Origin of the sequence: Streptomyces sp. NPDC006602 (assembly GCF_042870385.1) — a bacterium.
Taxonomy (GTDB): domain Bacteria; phylum Actinomycetota; class Actinomycetes; order Streptomycetales; family Streptomycetaceae; genus Streptomyces.
Map to the genome: position 1 here is coordinate 673,938 of NZ_JBIAHG010000001.1, position 24,549 is coordinate 698,486.

At 69.5% G+C, this 24,549-nt stretch carries 18 protein-coding genes, 1 pseudogene and 1 riboswitch; of the genes and pseudogenes, 12 read left to right on the forward strand and 7 right to left on the reverse strand.

All coding sequences use genetic code 11. The features are described 5' to 3' along the window. Positions 1 to 23: 23 nt before the first annotated feature. The 7 genes from ACFYO2_RS03110 to ACFYO2_RS03140 all read right to left on the reverse strand — a co-directional run bounded on the left by ACFYO2_RS03110 (position 24) and on the right by ACFYO2_RS03140 (position 9,242). The gene (locus ACFYO2_RS03110; protein ID WP_388343213.1) at positions 24 to 1,352 is read right to left on the reverse strand and encodes an LLM class flavin-dependent oxidoreductase; all 1,329 of its coding nucleotides are present in this window, start codon (positions 1,350 to 1,352) and stop codon (positions 24 to 26) included. After that, complete coding sequence (locus ACFYO2_RS03115) at positions 1,349 to 2,404, reverse strand: aliphatic sulfonate ABC transporter substrate-binding protein (protein ID WP_388343216.1); 1,056 nt, start codon at positions 2,402 to 2,404, stop codon at positions 1,349 to 1,351. Before ACFYO2_RS03115 ends, ACFYO2_RS03110 begins: the two co-directional genes overlap by 4 nt. A gap of 43 nt (positions 2,405 to 2,447) precedes the next feature. Continuing rightward, complete coding sequence (locus tag ACFYO2_RS03120) at positions 2,448 to 3,179, reverse strand: ABC transporter ATP-binding protein (RefSeq protein ID WP_388343219.1); 732 nt, start codon at positions 3,177 to 3,179, stop codon at positions 2,448 to 2,450. Next, complete coding sequence (locus ACFYO2_RS03125; protein ID WP_388343221.1) at positions 3,176 to 4,069, reverse strand: ABC transporter permease; 894 nt, start codon at positions 4,067 to 4,069, stop codon at positions 3,176 to 3,178. The genes ACFYO2_RS03120 and ACFYO2_RS03125 overlap by 4 nt, the downstream gene beginning before the upstream one ends. Continuing rightward, on the reverse strand, positions 4,066 to 4,962 hold the full coding sequence (locus tag ACFYO2_RS03130; RefSeq protein WP_388343223.1) for a TauD/TfdA dioxygenase family protein: 897 nt from the start codon (positions 4,960 to 4,962) through the stop codon (positions 4,066 to 4,068). The genes ACFYO2_RS03125 and ACFYO2_RS03130 overlap by 4 nt, the downstream gene beginning before the upstream one ends. Positions 4,963 to 5,728: 766 nt before the next feature. Further along, positions 5,729 to 7,099, reverse strand: coding sequence for a phosphatase PAP2 family protein (locus tag ACFYO2_RS03135; protein ID WP_388343226.1), 1,371 nt, complete (start codon positions 7,097 to 7,099; stop codon positions 5,729 to 5,731). A gap of 547 nt (positions 7,100 to 7,646) precedes the next feature. Next, entirely contained in the window at positions 7,647 to 9,242 is a 1,596-nt protein-coding gene (locus tag ACFYO2_RS03140; protein ID WP_388343229.1) for an IS200/IS605 family accessory protein TnpB-related protein, read from the reverse strand. A gap of 370 nt (positions 9,243 to 9,612) precedes the next feature. Here ACFYO2_RS03140 and ACFYO2_RS03145 point away from each other — a divergent pair, with 370 nt between their 5' ends. The 12 genes and pseudogenes from ACFYO2_RS03145 to ACFYO2_RS03200 all read left to right on the forward strand — a co-directional run bounded on the left by ACFYO2_RS03145 (position 9,613) and on the right by ACFYO2_RS03200 (position 24,361). Next, positions 9,613 to 10,536, forward strand: coding sequence for an LLM class F420-dependent oxidoreductase (locus ACFYO2_RS03145; protein ID WP_388343231.1), 924 nt, complete (start codon positions 9,613 to 9,615; stop codon positions 10,534 to 10,536). A 59-nt stretch (positions 10,537 to 10,595) separates the two neighbouring features. Continuing rightward, a complete protein-coding gene (locus ACFYO2_RS03150; protein WP_388343234.1) occupies positions 10,596 to 11,420 on the forward strand; it encodes a DUF1684 domain-containing protein in 825 nt (274 codons plus the stop codon). Positions 11,421 to 11,510: 90 nt separating this feature from the next. Further along, positions 11,511 to 11,624, forward strand: a riboswitch (SAM riboswitch). Positions 11,625 to 11,658: 34 nt separating this feature from the next. Continuing rightward, positions 11,659 to 11,775 (forward strand): putative leader peptide, encoded by a 117-nt coding sequence (locus ACFYO2_RS03155; protein ID WP_351224973.1) that lies wholly within the window; start codon positions 11,659 to 11,661, stop codon positions 11,773 to 11,775. Between the two features lie 203 nt (positions 11,776 to 11,978). After that, positions 11,979 to 13,598, forward strand: a complete 1,620-nt coding sequence (locus ACFYO2_RS03160; protein WP_388343237.1) for an ABC transporter substrate-binding protein — start codon at positions 11,979 to 11,981, stop codon at positions 13,596 to 13,598. A 3-nt stretch (positions 13,599 to 13,601) separates the two neighbouring features. Continuing rightward, the gene (locus ACFYO2_RS03165) at positions 13,602 to 14,561 is read left to right on the forward strand and encodes an ABC transporter permease (protein ID WP_388343240.1); all 960 of its coding nucleotides are present in this window, start codon (positions 13,602 to 13,604) and stop codon (positions 14,559 to 14,561) included. Further along, on the forward strand, positions 14,558 to 15,481 hold the full coding sequence (locus tag ACFYO2_RS03170) for an ABC transporter permease (protein ID WP_388343243.1): 924 nt from the start codon (positions 14,558 to 14,560) through the stop codon (positions 15,479 to 15,481). The genes ACFYO2_RS03165 and ACFYO2_RS03170 overlap by 4 nt, the downstream gene beginning before the upstream one ends. Beyond that, entirely contained in the window at positions 15,463 to 17,154 is a 1,692-nt protein-coding gene (locus ACFYO2_RS03175) for a dipeptide ABC transporter ATP-binding protein (protein WP_388343246.1), read from the forward strand. Before ACFYO2_RS03170 ends, ACFYO2_RS03175 begins: the two co-directional genes overlap by 19 nt. Before the next feature lie 13 nt (positions 17,155 to 17,167). Continuing rightward, positions 17,168 to 17,518, forward strand: coding sequence for an LLM class flavin-dependent oxidoreductase (locus ACFYO2_RS03180; RefSeq protein WP_388343249.1), 351 nt, complete (start codon positions 17,168 to 17,170; stop codon positions 17,516 to 17,518). 374 nt (positions 17,519 to 17,892) lie between these two features. Further along, entirely contained in the window at positions 17,893 to 19,485 is a 1,593-nt protein-coding gene (locus tag ACFYO2_RS03185; RefSeq protein WP_388343252.1) for an FAD-binding oxidoreductase, read from the forward strand. Positions 19,486 to 19,510: 25 nt separating this feature from the next. Next, positions 19,511 to 19,682, forward strand: a pseudogene (locus tag ACFYO2_RS03190) (DDE endonuclease); the annotation flags it as partial. A gap of 696 nt (positions 19,683 to 20,378) precedes the next feature. Continuing rightward, on the forward strand, positions 20,379 to 22,508 hold the full coding sequence (locus ACFYO2_RS03195; RefSeq protein WP_388343255.1) for a flavin monoamine oxidase family protein: 2,130 nt from the start codon (positions 20,379 to 20,381) through the stop codon (positions 22,506 to 22,508). After that, complete coding sequence (locus ACFYO2_RS03200; RefSeq protein WP_388343258.1) at positions 22,505 to 24,361, forward strand: alpha-keto acid decarboxylase family protein; 1,857 nt, start codon at positions 22,505 to 22,507, stop codon at positions 24,359 to 24,361. The genes ACFYO2_RS03195 and ACFYO2_RS03200 overlap by 4 nt, the downstream gene beginning before the upstream one ends. Positions 24,362 to 24,549 lie beyond the last annotated feature (188 nt).

Below are 24,549 nucleotides of genomic sequence, written 5' to 3' on the forward strand. Positions count from 1 at the left end.
GCGGATCAGGCCCGGAAAGCGGGTCAGGCATGGAACTGGTTCGCGGGGACCGGAAGCCCGTAGTGCTCGCGCAGCGTCGTGCCCTCGTACTCCTCGCGGAACAGGCCCTTGCCGCGCAGGATCGGCAGCACGTGCTCGACGAAGGCCGCCAGGCCCGACGGCAGCGCGGGGGCCATGATGTTGAACCCGTCCGCCGCCCCGCCCTCGAACCAGGCGATGATCGTGTCCGCCACCTGCTCGGGCGTGCCGACGAACTCGAAGTGGCCGCGTCCGCCCCCGAGCCGGGAGATGATCTGCCGGACCGTCAGCTGCTCGCGCGCCGCGAGATCGATGATCAGGTCGGAGCGGCTCTGTGTGCCCTCCAGCTTCGGCTTCGCCAGGATGAAGTCCGGCAGAGGCTCGTCGAGTTCGAAGACCGAAGGCTCGGTCTCGAACACGGCGGCCAGCTGGCGCAGCCCGTACTCCGGGACGCGCAGCTCGTCGAACTGCCGTGCAAGCGCCCGGGCCTCCTCCTCGGTCGAGCCGATGTAGGGGACGATGCCCGGCAGGACGATGACGCCGTCCGGGTCGCGCCCCGCCGCCCTGGTCCGTGCCTTGATGTCGGCGTAGAAGTCGGCCGCACGCTCGTAGGTCGTGTGCGCGGTGAAGATGGCCTCGGCGTGGCGGGCCGCGAAGTCCTTGCCGTCCTCCGAGGAGCCGGCCTGGACGAGCAGCGGGTAACCCTGCGGCGGTCGCTCGACGTTGAGCGGGCCGGCCACCTTGAAGTAGCTGCCCTGGTGGCCGAGCCGGTGCAGGCGTGCGGGGTCGGCGTAGCGTCCGGCGGCCTTGTCCGCGACGACGGCCTCGGACTCCCAGCTGTCCCAGAGCGCCTTGGCGACCTTCAGGAACTCGTCGGCGCGGGCATAGCGCTCGGCGTGGCCGGGGCGGTCGTCGAGGCCGAAGTTGGCGGCCTCGTCGGCCCCTGCCGAGGTGACGATGTTCCAGCCGGCCCGGCCGCCACTGACATGGTCGACCGACGCGAGCCGGCGGGCGAGGTTGTACGGCTCGTTGTACGTCGACGACACGGTCGCGATGAGGCCGATCCTGCTGGTCGCCTGGGACAGCGCGGTCAGCAGTGTCAGCGGCTCGAGCTGACCCGGGGGCCGGAACTCGCCGGTGCCGATGAGGGCCGGGCCGTCCGCGAGGAACAGCGAGTCGAACTTGGCGCTCTCGGCCAGCTGTGCCAGCTCGATCCAGTGCCGTAGGTCGAAGTCCGCCCGGGGGTTGCTGTGCGGGAGCCGCCACGCCGCCTCGTGGTGGCCCGCCTCCATGAGGAAGGCGTTGAGGTGGAGCCGCCGCCGTCCCGCGCTCATGACGTGACCTTCAGCTTCGAGCTGTCGTAACCGGCCGGGAGGAGGTTGTCCGTGATCGACTTGACGTCGACCGTCTTGGTGATCTGGCCTGCCTCCAGGAAGGCGTCGGCGAGCTTCTGCTCCAGTTCGATGTCCGGCTGCTCCACCGGAGTCACCCGGTTCGAGTAGGCGGCCAGGGACGCCTTGGCGTCGGCCAGCGGGATGCCCTGCTCCTTCGAGAGCGCCTGCGCGTACTTGTCGGGGTTCTTGACGGCCCAGGCGAACTCTCGCGACAGCCTCTTCAGAACGTCCGTGAGAGCCGCACGCTTGGTCTTGTCCTTCAGTGACGTGTCACTGGCGACGTAGTAGCTGCTCGTCTGGTCGATCGGGGGTAGCCCCTTCACCAGGATCCGCGCGCCGTTCTTGACGGCGATCGCCGACTGGGGGTTCCAGATCGACCAGGCGTCCACCTTGCCGGTGTTGAACGCCGTGGCGCCGGCCGCCGGGTCGAGGAAGACCAGCTTCGCGTCCTTGGGCGTGAGACCGACGCTTTTCAGCGCGTTCAGGGCCAGACCGTGGGCCGAACTGCCCTGCGGGACAGCGATCCTCTTGCCCTTGAGGTCGGCGGCCGTCTTCAGCTTCGAGCCCTTCGGCACGATGATGTTCTCCACCGCCTGGTCGGGCGTGAGCGAGCGGTTGACGGCGACGACCTTGAAGCCGTACTCCTTCGCGGCGCCGGTGATCGGCGGTACGTCGCCGACGCTGCCGAGGTCGATGTCGCCCGAGGCCGCGGCCTGCACGAGCGGCGGGCCGTAGGTGAACCGGGCGAACTTCACCTTGTAGGGCGCGTTGTCGAACACGCCGGTGATCTTCGCCAGTTCCTGGCTGCCGTCACCGCCGTTGTCGCCGATGGTGAAGGTGTACTTGCTCCACTCGGGGTGCTTGGCGTCGCTTGCGTCGGCGGCGTTGCTCAGCGGCGCGGCGGTGTCCGACGATGATCCGCAGGCTGCGAGGGTGCCCGCCAGGGCGAGCGAGCCGACTGCGCCGATGAGTCTGGTGGTTCTCTTTCGCATGGGTTGTCGTGCTTTCTGTGCTGGGTGAGGGTGTTCGAGCAGGTCAGTGCTGGCCGGCGAGACCGAGGTCCGCCAGGAGCGTGGCGCGCAGTTCCTCGCGTGCGACGCTCGCCTCGCGGTCCGCGGCGGAGAGGTCCACCTGGTGCGAGGTGCCGATGCGGCCGTTGCTCATGACGACGATGCGGTCCGCCATGGCGATCGCTTCGTCGACGTCATGGGTGACGAGCAGCATGGCGGCGTGGTGCTTGGTCCGCAGCGCGCGTACGAGGTCGTGCATGCGCAGCCGGGTGATGGCGTCGAGGGCCGCGAACGGCTCGTCGAGCAGCACGAGTTCGGGCTCCGAGACCAGGGCCCGCGCGAGCGACACCCGCTGGGCCTCGCCGCCGGAGAGCTCCTTGGGCCATGCCTTCTCGCGGCCCGCGAGGCCGACCTCGGCGAGCACGTCACGGGCCCGCTGGTCCGCGTCGGGTCCGTGCAGGCCGAGCGTGACGTTGCGCAGGACGCGCTGCCACGGCAGCAGCCGGTCGGCCTGGAAGACGATCGCCCGCCGCGCCGGGACCTCCACGCGCCCGCCGTCGGGCCGGTCGAGGCCGGCGAGCAGCCGCAGAAGGGTGCTCTTGCCGCAGCCCGAAGGGCCGAGCAGGACCACCAACTCCTCGTCAGCGATGGTGAGGTCGAGGTGGTCGAGCACGACCCGGTCACCGAACCGACGGACCACCTGCTCGACGACGGCCCCGGTCTGACGGCGGGGCTCCGTCGCAATCGTGCTGCTCATGACGCCTCATAACTGGGTCGCCACCGCAGCAGCACCCGCTCGAGAGCCCGGACGAACTGGTCGGCGAGCAGACCGAGGAGCGAGTAGATCACCAGCCCCACGAAGACCTGGTTGGTCTGGAGATACGTCTGCCCCTGAGTGATGAGAAAGCCAAGTCCCTTGTCGGCGTTGACCGTTTCGGCGGCGACCAGGCCCAGGACGCTGTACGCGAGGGAGAACCGGAGGCCGACGAGGAACCCCGGCAGGGCTCCGGGCACCAGCACGCGCGTCACCAGTCGCCAGGTGCCCGCGCCCGTCGTGCGCGCCATCTCGATCAGCCGCTGGTCGACACCCCGGATCGCGGCGAACAGGTTGAGATACATGGGGACGCCGGCACCGAAGGAGATCAGCAGCACCTTCGTGAGCTCGTCGATACCGAACCACACGATCATCAGCGGCAGCACCGCGAGGAGGGGGATGGTGTTGAGCACCTGCACGACGCCGTTGAACAGGTACTCACCGCTGCGCAGCAGCCCACCGAGTACCCCCGTGACGATGCCCACTGTCAGACCGATCGCGAGACCGATGCCGGCCCGCTGCAGCGAGATGGCCACGTCCGGCCCGAGGACGCCCTGTTGCCAAAGATCGGCGGCGGAGTTCACGATCGACGTCGGCGCGGGGGCGTAGGTCTTCGACACCACTCCGGCCTGTGCGAGCGCCTCCCAGGCGAGGAGGATCGCGACCGGGGTCGTGTAGATGCCCAGCGGCCAGCGCAGGCGCTCGCGGAGTGTGCTGAGTGGCGCCCGGCGACGGGCGTCGCGCGGCAGGAACACCTCGCGTTCCCGCGCGCCCGTCGTCGCGGCGGCCGGCCCCTCGGTGACGGCAGGCGCCTTCAGGCTGAGCTCGGTCATGCCGCCACCGCCAGCACGCTGCTGTAGTGCGAGGCGTCGCCGACCAGTTGCTCGCTGCGGCGGCCGTCGACACCGGTCGGCACCTCTCCCGCGACAGTCACCCGGTTGAGGCGGCGCGGGTGGTCGTCGTAGTTGTCCACCGCGTAGTGCTGGGTGATCCGGTTGTCGAAGATCAGCAGCTGGTTCGGGGACCAGGTCCAGCTCAGGATGTTCTCCGGACGGGTCACGTACGACTGGAGGACCCGCAGCAGATCGGCCGAGTCGCTGCTCGACAGGCCGACGATCCGCTTGGCGAACCCGCCGATGAACAGCCCGCGTTCGCCAGTGAGCGGATGGACTCGCACGACCGGGTGCTCGGCCTCGTAGGGCGTCGAGACGAAGGCCCGGTCGTACTCCTGTCGCTGCGCCGTCGTGGCTGCGGAGCGGGCGTAGTCGTACTGGTTGGTGTGCACGACGCGCAGCGAGTCAGCGAGGGCGCGCAGCGGTTCGGGCAGGTCGCGGTAGGCCGTGGCCGCGTTCGCGATGAGCGTCTGGCCGCCGTACGGCGTGGTCACGATGGACCGGAGCGTGGTGAGCTGCGGCGGGTTGACCACGAAGGTGACGTCCGTGTGCCACTCGTTGGCCTTGGACGTCTCACTGTCGACGGCGAGGACATTGGTCGTGCCGTCGGCGGCCGGCACGTTGGGGTGGGCGGTGGTGAGTTCACCGAACCACCCGGCCACACGCTCCTGACCGGCGCTGTCGAGGTTCACGTGGTCGAACACGATCGCCTTGTGCTCGTTGAGGGCGTCACGCAGCGCCGTGACCGTCGAGTAATCGGGTGGCGCCGCGAGGTCGACCCCCTCGACGACCGCGCCGATGCGGCCGGTGAGCTTACGGATGGATACAGGCATGAGGGGATCCCTCCCGGACAGATGGGCACACCAAGGGGTGCCGGGGAACGGGGAGTCGAGTGAAGGGGGTTGGGTACTGCGCGGGGCTGATCGACCACGCGGAACACCGGACTGGGCCGGCCGGAGAGAAGACGCGTGGTCGCAGGACCGCTACAGCCGCGTTCTCAGCGACCGCGTCGGCGTGCGCGAACAGGCTCCCGGCTCATACGAGAAGGAGATGAGCGGAGAGGGGAGCCCTCAGGAGGTGGATACGACGATCCCTTGCCGCGTCAGCGACAACAAAACGCGCTGGAGACGTGCGCCAGATCGATGTGGCGCCGCCGAGTGAGGTCCACGCGCGGGTTCATAAGACGGGAGTTCAGCAGAGGTCCACCACGTCGGTCAATGGCTTTCCGGACAGGTCTTGCATTGCGGACACAAAGAACTTCTCCGCGTGTTCGTGGAGGTCGCACAGGCCGCGGCGCTTGCCCCTGACACCGGTTGGCGGCCATCGACGCCGAGATCGACCGCCTCACCGGCCTGCGCACCCGCCTCGCACGGCAGACGGGACGGACCTGAGCCTTGGTACGAGGCATTCTCGCGGCTCGATCCCACCGGGGGCCGGACTCACCAGCAGCCGTGGCCCAGGCCCGGCGCGACACGGCGGCATTCCAATGAGCCCCGCCCACCGAGGCCCCACACGACGGCGGGGCCTCGATACGGTTATGGCCTGCGGTGCGTCGGCACTACGCAGTGGGCGCCGCGCTGCCGGTGAGCGCTCGCAGGGTCAGCGTGGGGCGAGGAGCCGTCCCGCGTTCTGCAGGACGTACCGTGCCACGTTCGTGCCGAGCGTGATCCCCGCCTCGTCGGCCGACCTCGTGTGGATGCCGGAGAAGACCCGGGCGTCCACGTTCTCGTCCGAGAGCTGCTTCCAGATGGTGTAGGTCCGGGTCACCCCGGGCGCGGTGGGGCTGGTCAGGTCGAACGGGGCGGTACGGGGCCCGACCAGCACCGACAGCACGGTCTGTGCGGCGCCCGCGTAGGTGTTGTGACCGCTCGGATAGTCCGGATGTGCGGGCGTGGTGTGCAGCGGCGTCCAGTCCGGGTCGGGGTCGATGGTGCCGGTGCGGATCGCGGTGACGGGACGCCAGCGTTCGTAGGCGTACTTGCTGTCGGAGGTGGCGATCTGTGTGTCCACCAGCGCCACGTGGAAAAGCGCGACCAGCCGCGCCTGCCCGGCGATCCCCTGGTCCGTGCGCGAGAGCGCCACCCGCAGCGGCTCGGTGTAGAGGGTGAGGGAGGAGCCCAGCCAGAAGGTGGCCGTCTCGGTCTGGTGGGCGCTGCGCACCGCGCTGTCCGCGGCGCCGTACGCCCGCACCTCCGCGAGGTCGGCGGCGTAGCGCTCGGAGTCCAATGCGGGCGGCGGGCCGAGCCGGAACTGGCTCTGAGTTCTGAGCAGGAACGGCTTGGCCAGACGATTGCCGTACTGGGCCGCCGGTGCGTACGCGGGCGGCGTCGGCTGCCACACGCCCGGCGCCGCGGGCTTCACGGGATAGGGCGCGTTGACCGAGGCAGAGTCCAGGCCGTCGCCCTCCCTCGACTTCAGGACAAGATCGGCCTGCTTCTCCCCCGCCGCGACACCCCGCTCCTCAGCCGGGCCATCGGGGATGGCGTCGAGGGTCTCCTTGTACGTCGCGTCGAGCTGCTCCGCACGGCTCGGGACCAGCGTCACCAGCGCACGGTGTACGGCCCCGGCGAGCGCCGCCTCCTGATACGCGCCGCGCTCGACGCCCGTCGGTACGCTCCGGGTGGCCCTGGCGGCCGCGAGCCAACTGACGGCCCACGTACGGCTGTTGGTGATCTGGGTAGATGCCCCGGCCGTCGCGATGGTCTCGGCGGTGGCGTCGTACCAGGCGAGGGACGTGGACGTACGGCCGGCCGCCGAGGCCTGGGGAACGGCGACGGACGCGGTCAACAGCGCCGCCGCACCCAGGACTACGAGGGCGGGCCGCAATCTGGTCGAACTCACGTGATCTCCTTCGGTTGAGCCCACCTCGTGGGCGGCGGAGCGGAGTTCGGCGACAAAGGCGTCACGGTCCGCGTCCGGGGCACGGAAGCCGGAGATGTCGATGACGGGCAGGGCTGCGGATTGGGCCATGGGAGGTTCCTTCACGGCAGGGCGGACGCGCGCGCCTCACAACCAGGCCCGAGTGAGGGCTGGTTGCGGGCGAAGGAAAGCAGCAGGCAGAAAGAGAAGAGCGAGATCGCGAGCCGTCGAACGGCGATCAGCAACAGACCTGGTCGAACTGGTCGGCGCGGCGGCTCGCCCAGAACGGGTCGAGCAGCACCGTGCGTGCCGTGCCAGTGGTCTCCATGGCCGGATCAAAGCACACCCAAAAAGATGCGTCCACCATGCGTCCCAGCGGGCGAGACGCTCCAGCGCCCATGGTCGACCTTGACATTCACAGGGGCGGACGACACACGTTGAACGGGAAAGTTGCTGACAGGCGGAGGGTCTGATGCACGTACTGGGCGCGGCACCGCAAGGTGCGTGCACTGGTGCGCGGCTGATCACCCGGCGGCACGTCGACTACTGCCGCACCTCCTCCGCCGCTTCCGTACACACCTGACCGTTCCTAAAGACTGAGTGGGAGTGATACACCGGCACCACCCTGCGCGAGAACCTCGGCCTGCGCGCACCGTTCCTAAAGACTGAGCGGGAGTGAGTCCTGTTGCCAGGATTCATGCTCAGCCGAACGCTCCGAACGGTGTTGGGCGTTCTGGTTGCCCGCGTTCACTCCGCAGTCCGGCGGCACGGATCGTGTCCGTGGTCCGGGAACGGGAGGGCGGGGTCCCTCACGCCCACAGACACGCCGGTCGGCCTGGACGGTCCGATGCCCGTGCACATCGCTCTGGTGTGCACGGGGCGGTGCCGTCCGTCGCCGGATCGGGTGTCCTTGGGCGCGCCGTCCGATCGCCACGGCGGCAGCCTCGTGGCGAGTCGTCTTCCTGTGGTCGTGGGTGAGGGGTTTCTGCCAGTGCTGGGCGCCCCACTTCGAGGTGTAGGCCGGGTCGACCGCGATGGTGGCGATTCCGGTCTCGTCGGTCATGGAGGTCAGCCGGGCGCGGAGCCTGCCGGTGGGCATGCCGGAGATCAGCTGCCGGAACCGTTTGCGGCGGCCGTGTTTCTCGCGGGTCTTCTCCGCGCTGAAGTCGAGGTCCTCCACCGCGATGGCCTTCACGCCGCAGGTCCTGGCCCAGTGCAGCAGCCGGGTGAGGGCATGGCGGACCTGGGCGTCACGGTGCTGGGCGGTACCCGTAAGGTCGAAGAAGTAGCGGCGCGGGTGACCGATGGGGTTGCCGTGGACATCGAGGCGCCAGGCGGCCAGGTGGTCGGCGTTCATGTCGACGCCGATCACACCGGTGGCGAGGGCGGTGGCCATCGGGATGGTCCGGGCTGCCGGGATCTGCCAGGAGGCCGTCAGGTACCAGCGGCCACGGGCCACATCCAGGTGGATGCGGTAGGCCACCGCCCGGTTCGCCTCGACCCGGTCCGCCCACTCCTGGCCCCGGTGCGGGAAGCCGACCCGGCAGGCGAGCACGTACCGGCCGTGTGGCGCGTTGGCCAGCTCGGCGAGCGGAGCCGGGAGTTTGATGCTGACCTCGCCGTCCGGGCTGACACGGATCGTCTCGTTCCCGTACCGCTTCCCGGACTCGCCGTCGGCCTGCAGGAACCACCGCTCAGCTTCCCACCGCTGACGCCACTGGGCCTCGGTGAGCTGGGCTGCGGGCAGATGGTGCCGGGTGCGGGCCAGCTGTTTGCCGCCCCGCACCACGTGCACGATCCCGGCCTCACGGTCGGCCCGCTCGCGCTCCAACCGCTCCTCCAGCGCGTGCAGACGGCGGGACTTGGCGTGCCACTCCCGCTGACTGCGGTAGCCGCCCGGCGCCCTCTTCGAACCCTTCTCCCCCACCGGCAGCGACAGCCGGTGCGCGATCGTACGGACCCCCGCATCAAGAGACTGGATGTGGGCGAACTGGCAGCGGCGGGCGAGCGCCCACTGATCATGCGTGGCCTTGGTGATCGACCCGGCCCAGCGAGACGACGACACCGGCGTCAGACCCCGCTTACGGGCCGCCCACGTGTCCGCGGAGTGCTCCAGCCCATCCGCGCACCGCGCCCTCAGATCACCGGAGGCGAGCGAGCCGAGGTGCGCGCCCACCAGCGCGAGCACCTTCTCATCGGCGGGCGCGAGCTGCTTCAGCCGGGTGCGGACCGCCACCCCCGAGGGGCCGGGCACGACAAACGACTCCGCAAGCTCACGCAACCCGCCCACCCCACATCCCCCATGCAGCCGCTCGGAAACCCGCTCATCACAACCAACGAGCGCCACCCGGAAAGGTCACACATTCGACGGACGAACTCTGATTCCCCTCCCGGGACAGCATCACCCAGCCGCCGAACAGGACCCTCCGTGCTCACTCCCACACGTCAGAACGCACTCGTGCTCAGTTACACCCCAGCAGTTCTCAACCCCTCACCCACCGGTCCGCACCGGACCGACGACAGGCGGGCTGAGCCCCCGGGACGGCCCTTGTACACATGACTGACAAGAAGCTGTCACACACGGACCGGAATGCGGGTTGGACCGACGCCCGTTCTGAACTGACATGACTGTTGGAGTAGCGCTCAACGCGTCCGACGCGCCGAACCAGGTCGACGCCACCGTACAACTGGCTCAGGAGGCCGCGGAGTCCGGTCTCACGTCGGCCTGGTTCGGGCAGACCTTCGGCGCCGACTCGCCCCAGCTCGCGGCGATCGCCGGGCGAGCCGTACCCGGACTGCAGGTCGGCACCTCCGCGATCCCCGTCTTCGGCCGCCACCCGCTGTTGGTCTCCAGCCAGGCCCAGACCGCCCAGGCCGCGACCCACGGCCGCTATCACCTCGGTCTGGCTCTGGGCACGAAACTGCTGACGGAGACGGGCTTCGGCCTGCCTTTCGAACGACCCATCGCCCGGCTGCGCGAATTCCTCACCGCGCTGCGGCAGTTGACGGAGACCGGCACGGCCGACTTCCACGGTGAGCTGCTCACCGCGACCACCCCGATCCCTGCGCGGGTACCGGGTGCCGAGAGCGGTGTCCCCCTGCTGGTCGCCGCGATGGGGCCGCAGGCGCTGCGGGTCAGCGGCGAACTGGCCGACGGGATCCTGCCCTACCTGGCGGGACCGCGCGCTCTGGCGGACCACATCGTGCCCGCCCTGACCGCTGCCGCCGAGGCAGCCGGCCGCCCCGCGCCCAGGATCGTGGCCCTGGTGCCCGGCGTGGTCACGGACGACGTCGACGCGGTGCGGGCCAAGGCCACCGAGAACCTCGCGTTCTACGAACAGATCCCGTCCTACGCGCGGGTCATCGAACTCTCCGGTGGCCGGCGGGCCGCCGACCTGGCCGTGATCGGTGACGAGAAGACGGTCGAGGCCGAGGTGCGCCGTTACCGCGAAGCCGGCGTCACCGAGGTCGTGTTCTCGGGCACCGAGATCGCGGGAGAGGCCGACCGCCGACGCACCTGGCGGCTCCTCGGCGAAGTGGCCCGCTGAGCACGCCTGTCGAACCGATGGCCCGACCAGCCCCCTGAACCCGTGACGAAGGAGAACCCATGACCACCGAGGTCACCACAACAGACCTCCACGCCTTCACCGAGACCTGGCTGGAGTGGCACCGCGCCCAGGAGGCCCGGCTCGCCGCCCCGCACGGGTTCCTGGCGATCACCGGCCTGCACTGGCTCGAAGACCGGCCACAGCGCTTCCCGGACGCGCCCGGCGCGTGGCGCACCGGCCCCGAGGGCGTCGTCGTAGACCTCGACGACGGCGAGGAACTGGCCGTCGACGGGACGCCGGTGCGCGGTGAACACCGCTTCGGCGTACTTCCCGAGCGCGGCGGCGTCGACGCCGTCTGGGGAGACGCCGTCATCGAGGTCGCCAGGCGCGGCGGCCACGACATCGTGCGCCCCCGGCACCCGGACGCGCCGCTGCGCACGGCCTTCACCGGCACGCCCGCCTACGCCCCCGACCCGCGCTGGGCCGTGACGGGCCGTTACATCCCCTTCGACACACCGCGGCCGACCACCGTGGGCGCCGCGGTCGAGGGCCTTGAGCATGTCTACGACGCTCCGGGCAGGGTCGAGTTCGAGCTGGACGGGCGCCGGCTGTCGCTGACCGCGTTCCCGGGACATGGCCCGGGCCGGCTGATGGTGCTGTTCACCGACGCGACCTCCGGAGTCACCACCTACGCCGCCAACCGGAGCCTGGTCCTCGAACCGCCCGCCGCCGACGGCACGGTCGTCCTGGACTTCAACCGCGCCGGGAACCTGCCGTGCGCGTACACGGACCTGGCCACCTGCCCGCTGCCTCCGGCCGAGAACCGGCTGCCGGTGGCCATCGAGGCCGGTCAGAAGATCCCCCGCGAGCGCGGCGGCTCCTGAAGCCGGACGCACTCTCGCCCCGGACTCCTCTGAAAAGGCGTCCTTTTGCGCCATTGACGTACGACAAGACCGCTCCGTACGATCACGAACGGCATTGAGTGTCAGCGTCAAGCCCTGGCTCGCTGATCGGCAACCCTCCCACGCGGTGGGGTGCTCCAGGTGAAAGCCCGGCGGGATCACCGACGATCTCCGCAAGCGCGTGGCCCCGTGACCGGGGCCGGACATGTGGAGGACCGATATGCGGCACGGTGGTGACCTCAGCGCCCGCTTCGTCGGCGCCACCGTGTTCTCCCGGCTCTCGCGTCGGCGCCACATCGACCTCAAGCGCTCGACCAGCTGTCTCTGTCAGGCCTGACGAGCCTTCCCGCCGCTGGTCGCGGTACGGCATCTGCCGTCGCCGCACCCGCCTGCGCCTGCGCCTGATCTCCGTTTCCCCCTGATCCCCGTCTGCACAGCGCTCCCCGGCACCGGCGTCGCGCCGACCGGGGCCGCACACCCACGCACGGCCGTGCCCTGCACCACACCCGTGCCTGGTGACACGAGTAGGAGAAGCCCTCCGTGACTGCACTTGTCGATGTCAGAACCTCCCGGTGGGCGGCATTGACCGCCCTGGTGACCACCAGTGTTCTGCTGACCGCCTGCGGCTCCGGCGGCGGCGATTCCGGCAGCGGCACCGGACAGCCCAAGTCCGGCGGCACCCTGAGCTTCGCGGTGGGTTCGGACGCCGGCTGCGTGGATCCGCAGCAGGTCGCCAGCAACGAGACCATCTACTCGGTGCGCCAGATCGTGGACTCACTGACGGACCAGGATCCCAAGACCGGCAAGATCGTGCCGTGGCTGGCGAAGAGCTGGGACATCAGCTCCGACGCCACGACGTTCACCTTCCATCTGAGGTCGGGCGTCACCTTCAGCGACGGCTCGAAGCTGACCGCGCAGGTGGTCAAGGACAACTTCGACGCGGTGCCGGAACTCGGCGCCCTGGGGACGCTCGCCGAGGGCTATCTGAGCGGCGTCAAGAGCACCACGGTGGTCGACCCGCTCACCGTCAAGGTGACCTTCAGCCAGCCCAACGCCCAGTTCCTGCAGGCCACTTCGACCCACTCGCTGGGGATCGAGTCGTCGGCGAGCGTGAAGAAGACCCCGCAGCAGAAGTGCAGCGACGGGGTGATCGGGTCCGGGCCCTTCGTGCTGAAGCAGTACGTGCAGAACCAGTCGGTCACCCTGGCCAAGCGCGCGGGATACGCGTGGGGTTCCTCGCGGTGGAGCAAGAAGGGCGAGGCGTACCTGGACAAGCTGGTGTTCAAGGTCGTACCGGAGGCGGGTGTACGGGCGGGCAGTCTCCAGTCCGGTCAGGTGGACGCGATCAGCAGCGTCGGCAAGGCCAACGAGGCGGCCCTCAAGGGCGGTCAGGTCAGCCTCCAGCGACGGGCCAACCCCGGCGTCGTGTTCGGCCTCGGGCTCAACAACTCGCGGCCGCTCCTGCAGGACGCGAGGGTGCGCCAGGCGATCCTGTTGGCCGTCGACCGTCAGCAGATCGCCGACACCGTCTTCCCCACCGGCACCCAGGCGGCGACCAGCGTCCTCGCGCACACCACGCCCGACTACACCGACCTCGCGTCCGGTCTGACCTTCGACGCGGCCAAGGCCAAGTCCCTGCTGGATGTGGCGGGTTGGAAGACCGGCAGCGGCGGCATCCGCGCCAAGGACGGCAAGAAGCTGAGCCTGACCATCAAGTGGTTTCCCAACGCGGCCACCAACCAGCCCGCGCTGGAGCTGATCCAGCAACAGCTCAAGGCCGTCGGTGTTGACGTGGTCCTCAAGCAGCTCCAGGTCACACAGTTCGCCCCGACACTCCAGTCGGGTGACTACGACGCGGTGTGGGGGAACGTGACCCGTGCTGACCCGGACATCCTGCGCAGCTCCTTCTCCACCAAGCTGGCCAACTTCTACCGCGTGCCGGCGAGCTCCCTCGACACGGCGCTGTCCGAGCAGGCCGCAACCGTCGACGCAGCCAAGCGCAAGCAACTGGTCACCCAGGCCGAGCAGTTGCTGGTAAAGAACGCCTACTACGTGCCGGTCGTCGAGCTCCAGACCCAGCTGGGCGTGGCGAAGAAGGTGCACGACCTGAACTTCGACGCCTCAAGCCGGATCCAGCTGCACGACACCTGGATCGGGTAGCGCATGCGCCGCTATGTGATCAAACGACTCGCCCAGGCGGTCGGAGTGCTGTGGGCGGCGTACACCGTCTCGTTCCTGGTGCTGGACTATCTGCCGGGTGACCCGGTCACGGCGATGGCCAGTGCCGGAATGGACTCGGGGCAGGTCGACCCGCAGCAGATCGCCGCCCTGCGGCACGAGTACGGCTTCGACAAGCCGGTGCTGGCGCAGTACGCCGAGTACCTCGGCCGGGCGGTGCGCGGGGACTTCGGCGACTCGGTGTCCACCGGCCGCCCGGTCACCTCGACGCTGGCCGACGCGCTGCCGCAGACCTTGCAGTTGACCGGCGCGGCCCTGCTGCTCGCGGTGCTCCTCGGCGGCGGTCTGGCGGTGCTGGCGACCTACACCGCTCAGCGCTGGCTGCGGCAGCTGCTGCTGTCGCTGCCGCCGCTGGGGGTGTCCGTCCCGACGTTCTGGGTGGGGCTGCTGCTCGTCGAGACGTTCTCCTTCCGGCTGCACTGGTTCCCCGCGTTCGGCAACGACGGCTTCAAGGGGCTGGTGTTGCCGGCGCTGACTCTGGCGGTGCCGACCGGTGCGCAGATCGCCCAGGTGCTCGCCAAGAGCCTGCTCACCGCACTGGACCAGGCGTATGTGGAGACCGCGCGGGCCAAGGGTGCCGGCCGGTGGCGGGTCCATCTGCGGCACGCGCTGCGCAACGCGTCCCTGCCCGCGCTGACAGTCGTCGGCCTGCTGGTGGGGCAGCTGATCGCCGGTTCGGTCGTCGTCGAGACGGTGTTCTCCCGCGACGGCCTCGGCCGCGTCACCGCGGCGGCGGTCACGGCCCAGGACATCCCGCTGGTCCAAGGGGTGGTGGTGTTCGGGGCGCTGATCTTCGTGACGACGAACCTGGTCATCGACCTGGTCTATCCACTCCTCGACCCGCGGATCGTCGTGTCCTCGGGCAGAAGGGCGGCACTCGCATGAGCCAGAGCCTCGTCGACGACCCCACCGAGGCGGCACTGGGACTGGCCCGCCCGGTCGAGACGGGGCCAGGGCCGGAGCCGGGACGCCGCGTGGACGTACGGCGGCTGCTGCGCTTCGTGGTGCGCCGCCCGGGCCTGCTGCTGTCGGTGGCCGTCCTCGTGCTGGTGGTGCTGGCCTCGTTCCGGCCCGGCCTGTTCACCTCGCAGGACCCGCTGAAGGGCGTGCCGTCGCAGAACTTCCGCGCTCCGAGCGGCAGTCACTGGTTCGGCACCGACGAGCTGGGCCGCGATGTGTTCTCCCGGGTCGTCCACGGCGCCCAACTGTCCCTGAAGGCAACGCTGATCGCCGTGCTGGTCGCCTTCGTGGTCGGCGGGCTGCTCGGGGTGGTCGCCGGGTTCGTGGGCCGCTGGGTGGACGACGTGCTGATGCGCTTCGTCGACGTGCTGCTGTCCATCCCCGCGCTGTTCCTGTCCCTGGCCCTGGTCACCGCGCTCGGCTACGGCACGGTGAAGGTGGCGGTCGCGGTCGGCATCGCCAGCGTCGCCGCGTTCGCCCGGGTGGCGCGCTCGGAGGTGCTGCGGGTACGGCAGGCGGTGTTCGTGGAGGCGTCGCGCGCGAGCGGGGCCCGCTGGTACTCGGTGCTGGGCCGGCATGTGCTGCCCAACGCGGCGGGCCCGGTGATCGTCCTGGCCACCCTCGACTTCGGCTCCTCCATCCTGGCCGTGTCGGCCCTGAGCTTCCTCGGTTACGGCGCTCCCCCGCCGGCCCCGGAGTGGGGCACGTTGATCTCCGACGGCCGCAACTACCTCGCCAACGCCTGGTGGCTGACCGCGCTGCCCGGACTGGCGATCGCCACGACCGTACTGGCCACCAACCGCATCGCCCGGGCCCTGGACGGCGAATGGTCCCGGCAGCGATGACCGACGAACGCGAGAGGGGTGAGGATGTGACCACACCACTGCTGGAGATACGCGGCCTGTCGGTGTCGTACCGCACCCGGGGAGGCACGGTCGAGGCCGTCCGGGGCGTGGATCTCGACGTGTGGCCGGGACAGGTGACGGCGGTGGTCGGCGAGTCCGGCTCCGGCAAGAGCACGACCGCGCACGCGATCACCCGGCTCCTGTCGGCGAACGGCCGTATCGACGCGGGCACGGTCCGCTTCGGCCGGCACGACCTGGCCAGCCTGTCGGAGGCGGAACTGCGCACCGTACGGGGAGCGCGGATCGGACTGGTCCCGCAGGATCCAACGGTCTCCCTCAACCCGGTCAAGCGGATCGGCGACCAGGTCGCCGAGGTGCTGCGCATCCACGGTCTGGCAACTCGCCGATCGGCTCCCGCCGAGGCGGTCGCCGTGCTGGACCGGGCCGGGCTGCCCGACGCGGCCGTCCGGGCCCGGCAGTACCCGCACGAACTGTCCGGCGGCATGCGGCAACGCGCCCTGATCGCCATCGCCATCGCCGCCCAGCCCGAGCTGATCATCGCCGACGAACTCACCAGCGCGCTCGACGTCACCGTCCAGCGGGTCATCCTCGACCATCTCCAGCGCCTCACTGAGGAGTCGGGTACCGCGGTCCTGCTCGTCACCCACGACCTCGGGGTCGCCGCCGACCGGTCCCAGCGGCTGGTGGTGATGTCCCAGGGCAAGGTCGTCGAGGCGGGCCCCACCCGCGACATCCTGGCCGACCCGCAGGACGCCTACACCCGGCACCTGCTGGCCAGCGCCCCGAGCCTGACCACCGCCCGGCCCCGCACCCCGGCCGCCGTCCCCAAGCCGGATACGGCGCCCCTGGTCGAAGTCCGCAACCTGGTCAAGGAGTTCAGGCTGCCCCGCACCGGGGACGGGCCCCGTACCCTGCGCGCGGTCGACGACGTGAGCTTCACCCTTCACCGGGGCCAGACCCTCGCCCTGGTCGGCGAGTCGGGCTCGGGCAAGTCCACCACCGCCCGCCTGGTGCTCCGCCTCGCCGACGCGACCGCCGGACAGATCCTCTTCGACGGCACCGACGTCACCACTGCCAAGGGCGCCCAGGCCAGGCAGCTGCGCCGCCGCGCCCAGCTCGTCTACCAGAACCCCTACGCCTCGCTCGACCCCCGCTTCTCCATCGCCGAGGTGATCACCGAACCGCTGCGCGCCTTCAAGGTCGGCGACCGTACCTCGCGGCTCGCCCGGGCCCGCGAACTCCTCGACCGGGTGGCCCTGCCCGCCGCGACGCTGGAGCGCCGCCCGGCGGAACTGTCCGGCGGGCAGCGGCAGCGCGTGGCCATCGCCCGCGCCCTCGCCCTCTCCCCCGACCTGGTGGTCTGCGACGAGCCGGTCTCCGCGCTCGACGTGTCCGTGCAGGCCCAAGTCCTGGACCTACTCGCCGAGTTGCAGGCCGACACGGGGGTGGCATACCTGTTCATCTCCCACGACCTGGCCGTCGTACGGCAGATCGCGCACCAGGTCGCCGTCATGCGGGCCGGCCGCGTCGTCGAGACAGGCCCGCCGGAGGAACTGTTCACCCGCCCCCGCCACGAGTACACCCGCGAACTGCTCGCGGCGATTCCCGGAGGCCGCGTCCCCACCCCCGCCGCCGAGACCACCACGAGCTGAGGACCACGGTCGCATGAGCACACCCACCATCACCTCACTGGCCTTTCTCACCCCGGGCAACTTCGCCGACGACGACCCCTACACCGGCCTGGAGGAGACCCTCCAGCTGTTTGAATACGGCGAACGGCTCGGCTACGACGGTGCCTGGATCCGCCAGCGCCACCTCGAACACGGCGTCGGCTCGGCGGCGGTGTTCCTCGCCGCGGCCGGCCAGCGCACCGAGCGGATCGAGCTCGGCACCGCGGTCATCCCCATCGGCTACGAGAGCCCCTTCCGCCTCGCCGAGGACCTGGCACTTGCCGACGTACTGTCCCGGGGCCGCCTCCAGTCGGCTTCAGCACCGGCATGCCGCACGCCGAACTGAGCTGGGACAAAAGCCAACTTCCTCACCCTTGGCCGTCCAGCCGTCACCACGTGCGTTGACTTCGACTCGCACAAGTCTGCCTTTCGAAGACTGATCGAGGGTCCGAGTCGAGTCAGACGGATTCAAGTAGGGCCAACCGGCATGGAACTTGAACTTGAGAATGGGCAGGTCAGCTGATCAGAAACACACTCCAACGGGCGGAGCTGCATCCAGGTTGCGTGCCTCCTGCTCGGCCATCAGGCCGCGCGGGAGGCACGCTTTCGAGTGGCCGGCTTGTGGGCGGGGCACGCTGAGCGGCCGCCGTGGTGACGATCGGTTGACCGCTCATTCCGGAGGCGACCGAGCCTCCGACGGTTTCGCGAAGGCAGGCCACAGTGATCAACAGACGAGACGTATTGCGGGCAGGCACCCTCAGCGCCCTCGGCGCCGGGGCGGTGGCTCTGAAGGCGTCGCCCGATGCGGCTGCGGCAACCGAGGCAGCAAAGTCGGTCAGCCGTCGGGACTGGGAGCGGCTGGCTGCGTCACTCTCCCCCGGCGCCACCCTCTACCGGCCGCGAAACCCGGACTACCCTCCGCTGGCGATCCCGTTCAACCACCGGTACGCCGGGATCCACCCCGCCGGAATCGTCGCCTGCGCCACCACAAGGGACGTACGCGAGGCGATCCGCTGGGCCCGCGCGGTGGGGCTGCCCGCCGTGCCTCGCACCGGGCTGGGACACAACTACGCCGGCCACTCCACCACCACGGGCCTGCTGCTCAACATGAGCCGGATGAAGAGCATCGTGTCCACTCCGCAGCGGAGAGCCGCCCGTGCTCGGGCATACGGGCCGATCAAGGTCGTCCACGACGCGGGCACCGTCACCGTCGGGGCCGGGGTCACCAACGGCGACCTGCACCCGCTGCTCGAGGACCAGGGCACCTTCGTACCGACCGGCCGCTGCCCCTCGGTCGGGGTCGCGGGACTGGTGCTGGGCGGAGGTATCGGCTTCAGCGACAAGATGTTCGGCCTGACCTGCGACCGGCTGGTCGCCACGACCGTCGTGCTGGCGGACGGCCGGGTGGTCAAGGCCAGTGAGGATTCGGAGCCCGATCTGTTCTGGGCCTGCCGGGGCGGCGCGGGCAACAACTTCGGGGTGCACACCTCGTTCACGCTCCGGTACGAGCAGTTCCAGGGCAACGTGGGGTTCTACCACTTCCGCTGGAGCCTGGACTCCGTATTGCCGGTGTTGGCGACCACACAACAGATCGTCCAGGACACCTTGGACAACAAGCGGTTCCACTGCCGCCTCGGAATCGGCACCCACGGGCGAACCCGGGACCAGATCCGCACGAACGCCAACGTCAATGTGATCGGCCAGCACTACGGAACCATCGATGAGTTGCGGGCGATCCTCGCCCCGCTGCTTGCCATCGGCACAGCCGACGAGCGTGCCCGGAACCGCGCCGCCATCCGGGAGGTCACCCCGGCCCGGGCGACTACGCTGCTGAGCGCCACTACTCCCGTGGAGAAGTTCGCCTCCAAGTCAGGGATCCTGACCTCCCGGACACTCCTCACCGACGAGCAGGTCAGCGCCGCAGCCGAACAGCTGCTCGCCTGGCCGGGCAGCGGCAACGAGGAAGGAGCCGGGTTCGCGATGTTCGCGCTCGGCGGGGAGATCAACCAGGTGCCACCGGAGGCGACCGCGTTCGTGCACCGAGACAGCGCGTTCATCCTGGCCGCCGAGACCAACTGGGCGGACTACGACCACCCCGATGTCGCCGCCGTGAATCTGCGCTGGCTCCAGGACTTCTACGACGCCATCTTTGACGGCGCGCCCCCTGAGCGCTCGTACCAGAATTTTCCCGATCCAGAGCTGAAGGACTGGCGCCAGGCGTACTACGGTGCGAACTACCCCCGGCTGGTCCACGTGAAGCGGCAGTACGACCCGAGCGGCTTCTTCGACTACCCACAGGCAATCGGCTCCTGACGCTCTCCCCGGGCCCGCTTGGGGGATGCTCGATGCTCTCCCGGCGGCGGCCTCTTCGTCCCGGCGGCCCTCCCGGCTGATCTACCGGCCGAGCACCGACGCCCGACCGGACGGCCGCAAGAGCTTCGCCTGGACCGATTACCGCGACCCTGGTCCAGGCCGCGCACCAGCAGCTCGGCGGCCCGATCGTGCTGGTCTGACGGCGGCCGTGGCAAGCGGCTCTGATCCACTTGTTGTGGTGCCGGATCCCGGGTCGGACCCGCGGACCGGCCCGGCGGCGGTGACGACGGCCCTTGCCCGCCTTTCGCCCTGGCGCCACCCGGACGGGGGATGGCTCGTGCGCCACGCCGACCTCTGAGACCTGGTGGGCGCCGGCCGGGTGACCTGGCAGGTCAGCCGGGTCACCCGGCAGCTCGGTTCTCCGCCCGGACAGTCGACGACGCCCCGGTCGGCTTCGGCCTCCAGCGGGGACCGTCCACGTACTTGCTCTGGATCAAGCTCCCGCGGGAGTCTCCCGGCTTCGAGTTGACACCCGGGATCCAGGCGATAAAAGTACTAATTGTTCATGTTTGAGCACGTTTCGTATTCGAGAGTGCTTCCATTGCCGGTCCATCCACCTCAGCCCCGGTTATGTGCGGGCTGCCCTTCCTGCCTACATGCCGCAGGGAGTTGTTCCGCGATGCTGCCTCCAGCCTGCGCCCGGCGAGCCCGCGCCCACCCGGCCGGTTCTCGCTCATCCAGGAACACGAGCAACGGCCTGCCCGACATGCCCACGGCGTGGTGATGCGGCACACGTCGGCCGTAGCGGTCGGGCCTCGCGGCCACGGACGGCCGACGTGCCATAGCGGTCGGGCCTCCCGGCTCTCGCTTCACCCAGAAGGGAACAGACGCCCATGGACAACACCAAAACCGACCTCTGGAAGAACCGCGTGCGCTGGGAGACCTGTCTGCAGCTGGCGCGCGAGCTGCTTCTGGTCGGCCCCGAGCCGAAGAACGAGGACCTGAAGCTGCGCTTCCTCGACGTCCTCATCGACCGGGGGCTGGCTCCCGTACGGCCGCCCAGGCGGCCGAAGGAGGTACTGATCGTCGGGGCCGGGATTTCCGGTCTGGTGGCCGCGACGCTGCTCAAGCAGGCCGGCCACAAGGTCACGATTCTGGAGGCCAACGCCAGCCGGGTGGGCGGACGTATCAAGACCTTCCGCCGCCGGAAGGGCGAGAAACAGGGGCCGTTCACCGATCCGGCCCAGTACGCGGAGGCGGGAGCCATGCGGCTGCCCGACTTCCACCCCCTCACCCTGGCCCTGATCGACAAGCTCGGACTGAAGCGCCGGCTGTTCTACAACGTCGACGTCGACCCCCGTACGGGCTTCCAGAAGGCGCCCGTACCCCCGGTGGTCTACAAGTCCTTCGCCGGTCAGGAGTGGAGGTACGGACAGGACAGCCCCGACTTCCGGCAGCCCCACAAGCGGAACGACACCTGGATCCAGATGAACTCCGTCCAGGCCCGCCGGTCCGAGTACGCGGACGACCCCACGCTGATCAACGAGGGCTTCCACCTGACGGGGGACGAAGCACGGCTGACCACCAGCCAGATGATCAACGATGCTCTGGAAGAGGTCAGGGACTACTATTCCGACTCCGTGACCGGCCAGGACGGCACGCAGCAACGGGTGAACAAGCCGTTCAAGGAGTGGCTCGAAGGCTGGGCGAGGGTGGTCCACGACTTCGACGGCTGCTCGATGGGCGACTTCCTGCGCGACCACGCCGGTCTGAGCGACGAGGCCATCGAGGCCGCCGGCTCGATCGAGAACCTCACCTCGCGGCTCCACCTGTCGTTCTTCCACAGCTTCCTGGGCCGCAGCGACATCAACCCGAACGTCACCTACTGGGAGATCGAGGGCGGCACAGAGATGCTGCCCGACAAGCTCGCCGAAGGGCTTCAGGACGAGCTGGTGATGGGGCACCGGATGGTCCGCCTGGAGTACTGGGACCCGCGCCGGGACGGTGAGCGGCACGAAGACGTGGGCCCGGAGCCGGGGCGCACCGTCGCGATCCACACCGAGCCCGAGGACTCCCTGAGCGGACCGCCCCGGGTGTGGAGGGGTGACATGGCGATCGTCACGATCCCCTTCTCGAGCTTCCGCTTCGTCGAGGTGTCGCCGCCGTTCTCGTACAAGAAGCGGCGGGCCGTCATCGAGACGCACTACGACCAGGCGACGAAGGTGCTGCTGGAGTTCTCCAAGCGGTGGTGGGAGTTCACCGAGGAGGACTGGCGCCGGGAGCTGGAGTCCATCGATCCGGGCCTGTACGACTTCTACCAGCAGTCCGCCAAGGCCCCCGCGGAGCCCGCGGACGACCTGCCGTCCCAGCTGAGTTCACAGCCGACGGGGCTGCTCGGTGCCCACGGCAGCGTCCAGGAGCAGCTCATCGACCCCAGGCAGCTCGAGTACTACCGCCAGGAGCCGCTGCGCGGGGCACCGCTTCGGCCGACGACCAATGTGTTCGGGGGCGGTTCGACCACCGACAACCCCAACCGGTACATGTACTACCCCTCCCATCCGGTGCCGGGCAGCAAGGGCGGCGGGGTGGTCCTGGCCACCTACTCCTGGTCCGACGACGCGGCACGCTGGGACTCGATGGAGGACGCGCAGCGCTACGTCCACGCCCTGCGGAACCTGCAACTGGTCCACGGCCGCCGCATCGAGGTGTTCTACACGGGCGCCGGGCAGACCCAGAGCTGGCTGCGCAACCCGTACGCCTTCGGTGAGGCCGCGATCTACACGCCGCACCAGATGACCAGCTTCCACCTGGACGCCGTCAAGCCCGAAGGGCCGGTGTACTTCGCGGGCGAGCACACCTCGCTGAAGCACGCCTGGATCGAGGGCGCCGTGGAGACGGCGGTCCGCGCCGCCATCGAGGTGCACGAGAAGGCGTCGCCTCCGTCGTACACGGTGCCCGTGGAACGCGAGGCGGGACGCGAAGCGGTGGACGAGCGACAGCTCACGGAGGTGAAGGCACAGTGACGGAGCAGCCCTCGACATGGAACGTGGCGCGGTACCTGGCCACTCGACTCGAACAGCTCGGAATCGAGCACCTGTTCGGCGTACCCGGCAACCACCTGGGCCCGTTCCTGTCCATCATGAAGCAGCACAACCCGCAGGTGACGTGGGTGGGCACCCCGACCGAGGTCGGGGCCGGGTATGCGGCCGACGCCTATGCGCGGGCCCGCCACGCCGACGCCCCTGACGGCGGCTTCGGCGTCGGCGCCGTCGCCGTCACCTACAGCGTCGGAGCGTTCAACCTGCTCAACCCCATCGGGGGCGCCTACGTCGAGTATGTTCCGCTCATCGCGATCAACGCCTGCCCGACCTACGAGCAGTGGCTGAACTACCAGGCCATCGGCCTGCTCACCTCCCACATGAGCCAGCGCCGGGAGAGCAACCTCGACGTGTACCGCCAGGTCACGGTCGACGCGCAGGTGATCTCCAACCCGGGACTGGCCCCCGTGCAGATCGACAGCGCCATCGTCGCCTGCCTGTCCGAGCGCCGGCCGGTGTATCTGGAGGTCATGGAGGACGTCTGGGCCGCGGAATGCGATGCGCCCCAGGGCCATCTGACTCCCAGGCAGCGCCCGTTCACCCCCAAGAACCGGACCATGCTGGCCAAGGCGGTCGCCGCCGCCGTCGACCTCGTCAAACAGAAGGGGGGAGTACAGGGCTCGCCCATCCTGTGGGCGGGCGAGGAGATCGACCGGTTCCGTCTCTCCCAGCCCCTCACCGAGCTCGTGCAGGACACCGGGATGCCGTTCTGCACGACCGTCGGAGGCAAGTCCGTGGTCTCGGAGAACACCCCGGGATTCGTCGGCGTCTACAACGGCAAGGCCAGTGATCCGTACGTACGGGAGGTGTTCCAGCGGGCCAAGTGCCGCATCGGGCTGGGTACCTGGTCGACGTCGAAGAACCTCGGCGGCGAGCAGGACATCGGCGACGACTGGTGCGTGGCCGCCCGCGAAGGAGTGAGCGTCGGCGCCTCCTACTACCCCGACGTCCAGCTGGAACGGTTCATCCCGGCACTGCGCGAGGCGCTGGTGACCGAGTTCGGCCCGGGCGCCTTCGCCGCCGACTACTTCGCCCAGGCGCACGCCGAAGGGGCGCCGGTGCCCGAGAGCACGGACGCCTACCAGGCCCAGCTCAGCGCCACCGACATCCAGGCGGAGCTGACGTACGACAGCTTCTTCCAGCACATCAGCGGCTTCCTCGACAGCCAGGCGACGGGCACGGGCACTGAGGTCACCTCACCGTTCACCCTCCTGTCCGACGCGGCGTTCGCCCTCCTGGGCTCGATGAACCTGCACAGCGTCGAGCGCGCCGGATACCTGGCGCAGAACGCGTGGCTGTCCATCGGCTACTCGGTCGGCGCGGCCACCGGCGTCGCGATGGCCCGGAAGGCCGCGGGCAAACGGCCGATGGTGTTCGTCGGCGACGGCGCGTTCCAGGAGACGTGCCAGGAACTGTCCACACACACCCGGCACCGACTGAACTCGGTGATCTTCGTGCTGGACAACGAGGGCTTCTACGGCATCGAGCAGATGCTGGTCAACCCGTGCTATTACCAGCAGAAGCCGTCCGACGGCGCCGACTTCTACAACAATCTGCACCAGTGGCACTACGACCAGCTGGCCAAGGTCTTCGGCTCGACCAAGAGCCCGATGACCGGCATGACGGTCGCCACCCACACGGAACTGGAATCCGTACTGAAGCGCATCAGCGAGCCGAACGACTCGATCAACCAGGGACCGCTGCTGGTCCAGGTCCGCCTCAGCCGTCACGACTACCCCCGCGCCCTCGAGTACAAGATCAACGAGAACTGTCCCTGACGAGGCGCCGCACAGCTGACGGGCGCCTGTGCCAGAAGGCCAAGGCCTTCTGGCACAGGCGCCCGTAGCGTGTGGTTGCCGATGGCTACGCGGGGCGGATCACCACGCGTCGCAGGGCACCGCGATCTCAGAGGGCATCTGTTTGATCAACATCGATGAGTTTCGACGTCCCTCCGCTGACCCGGCGA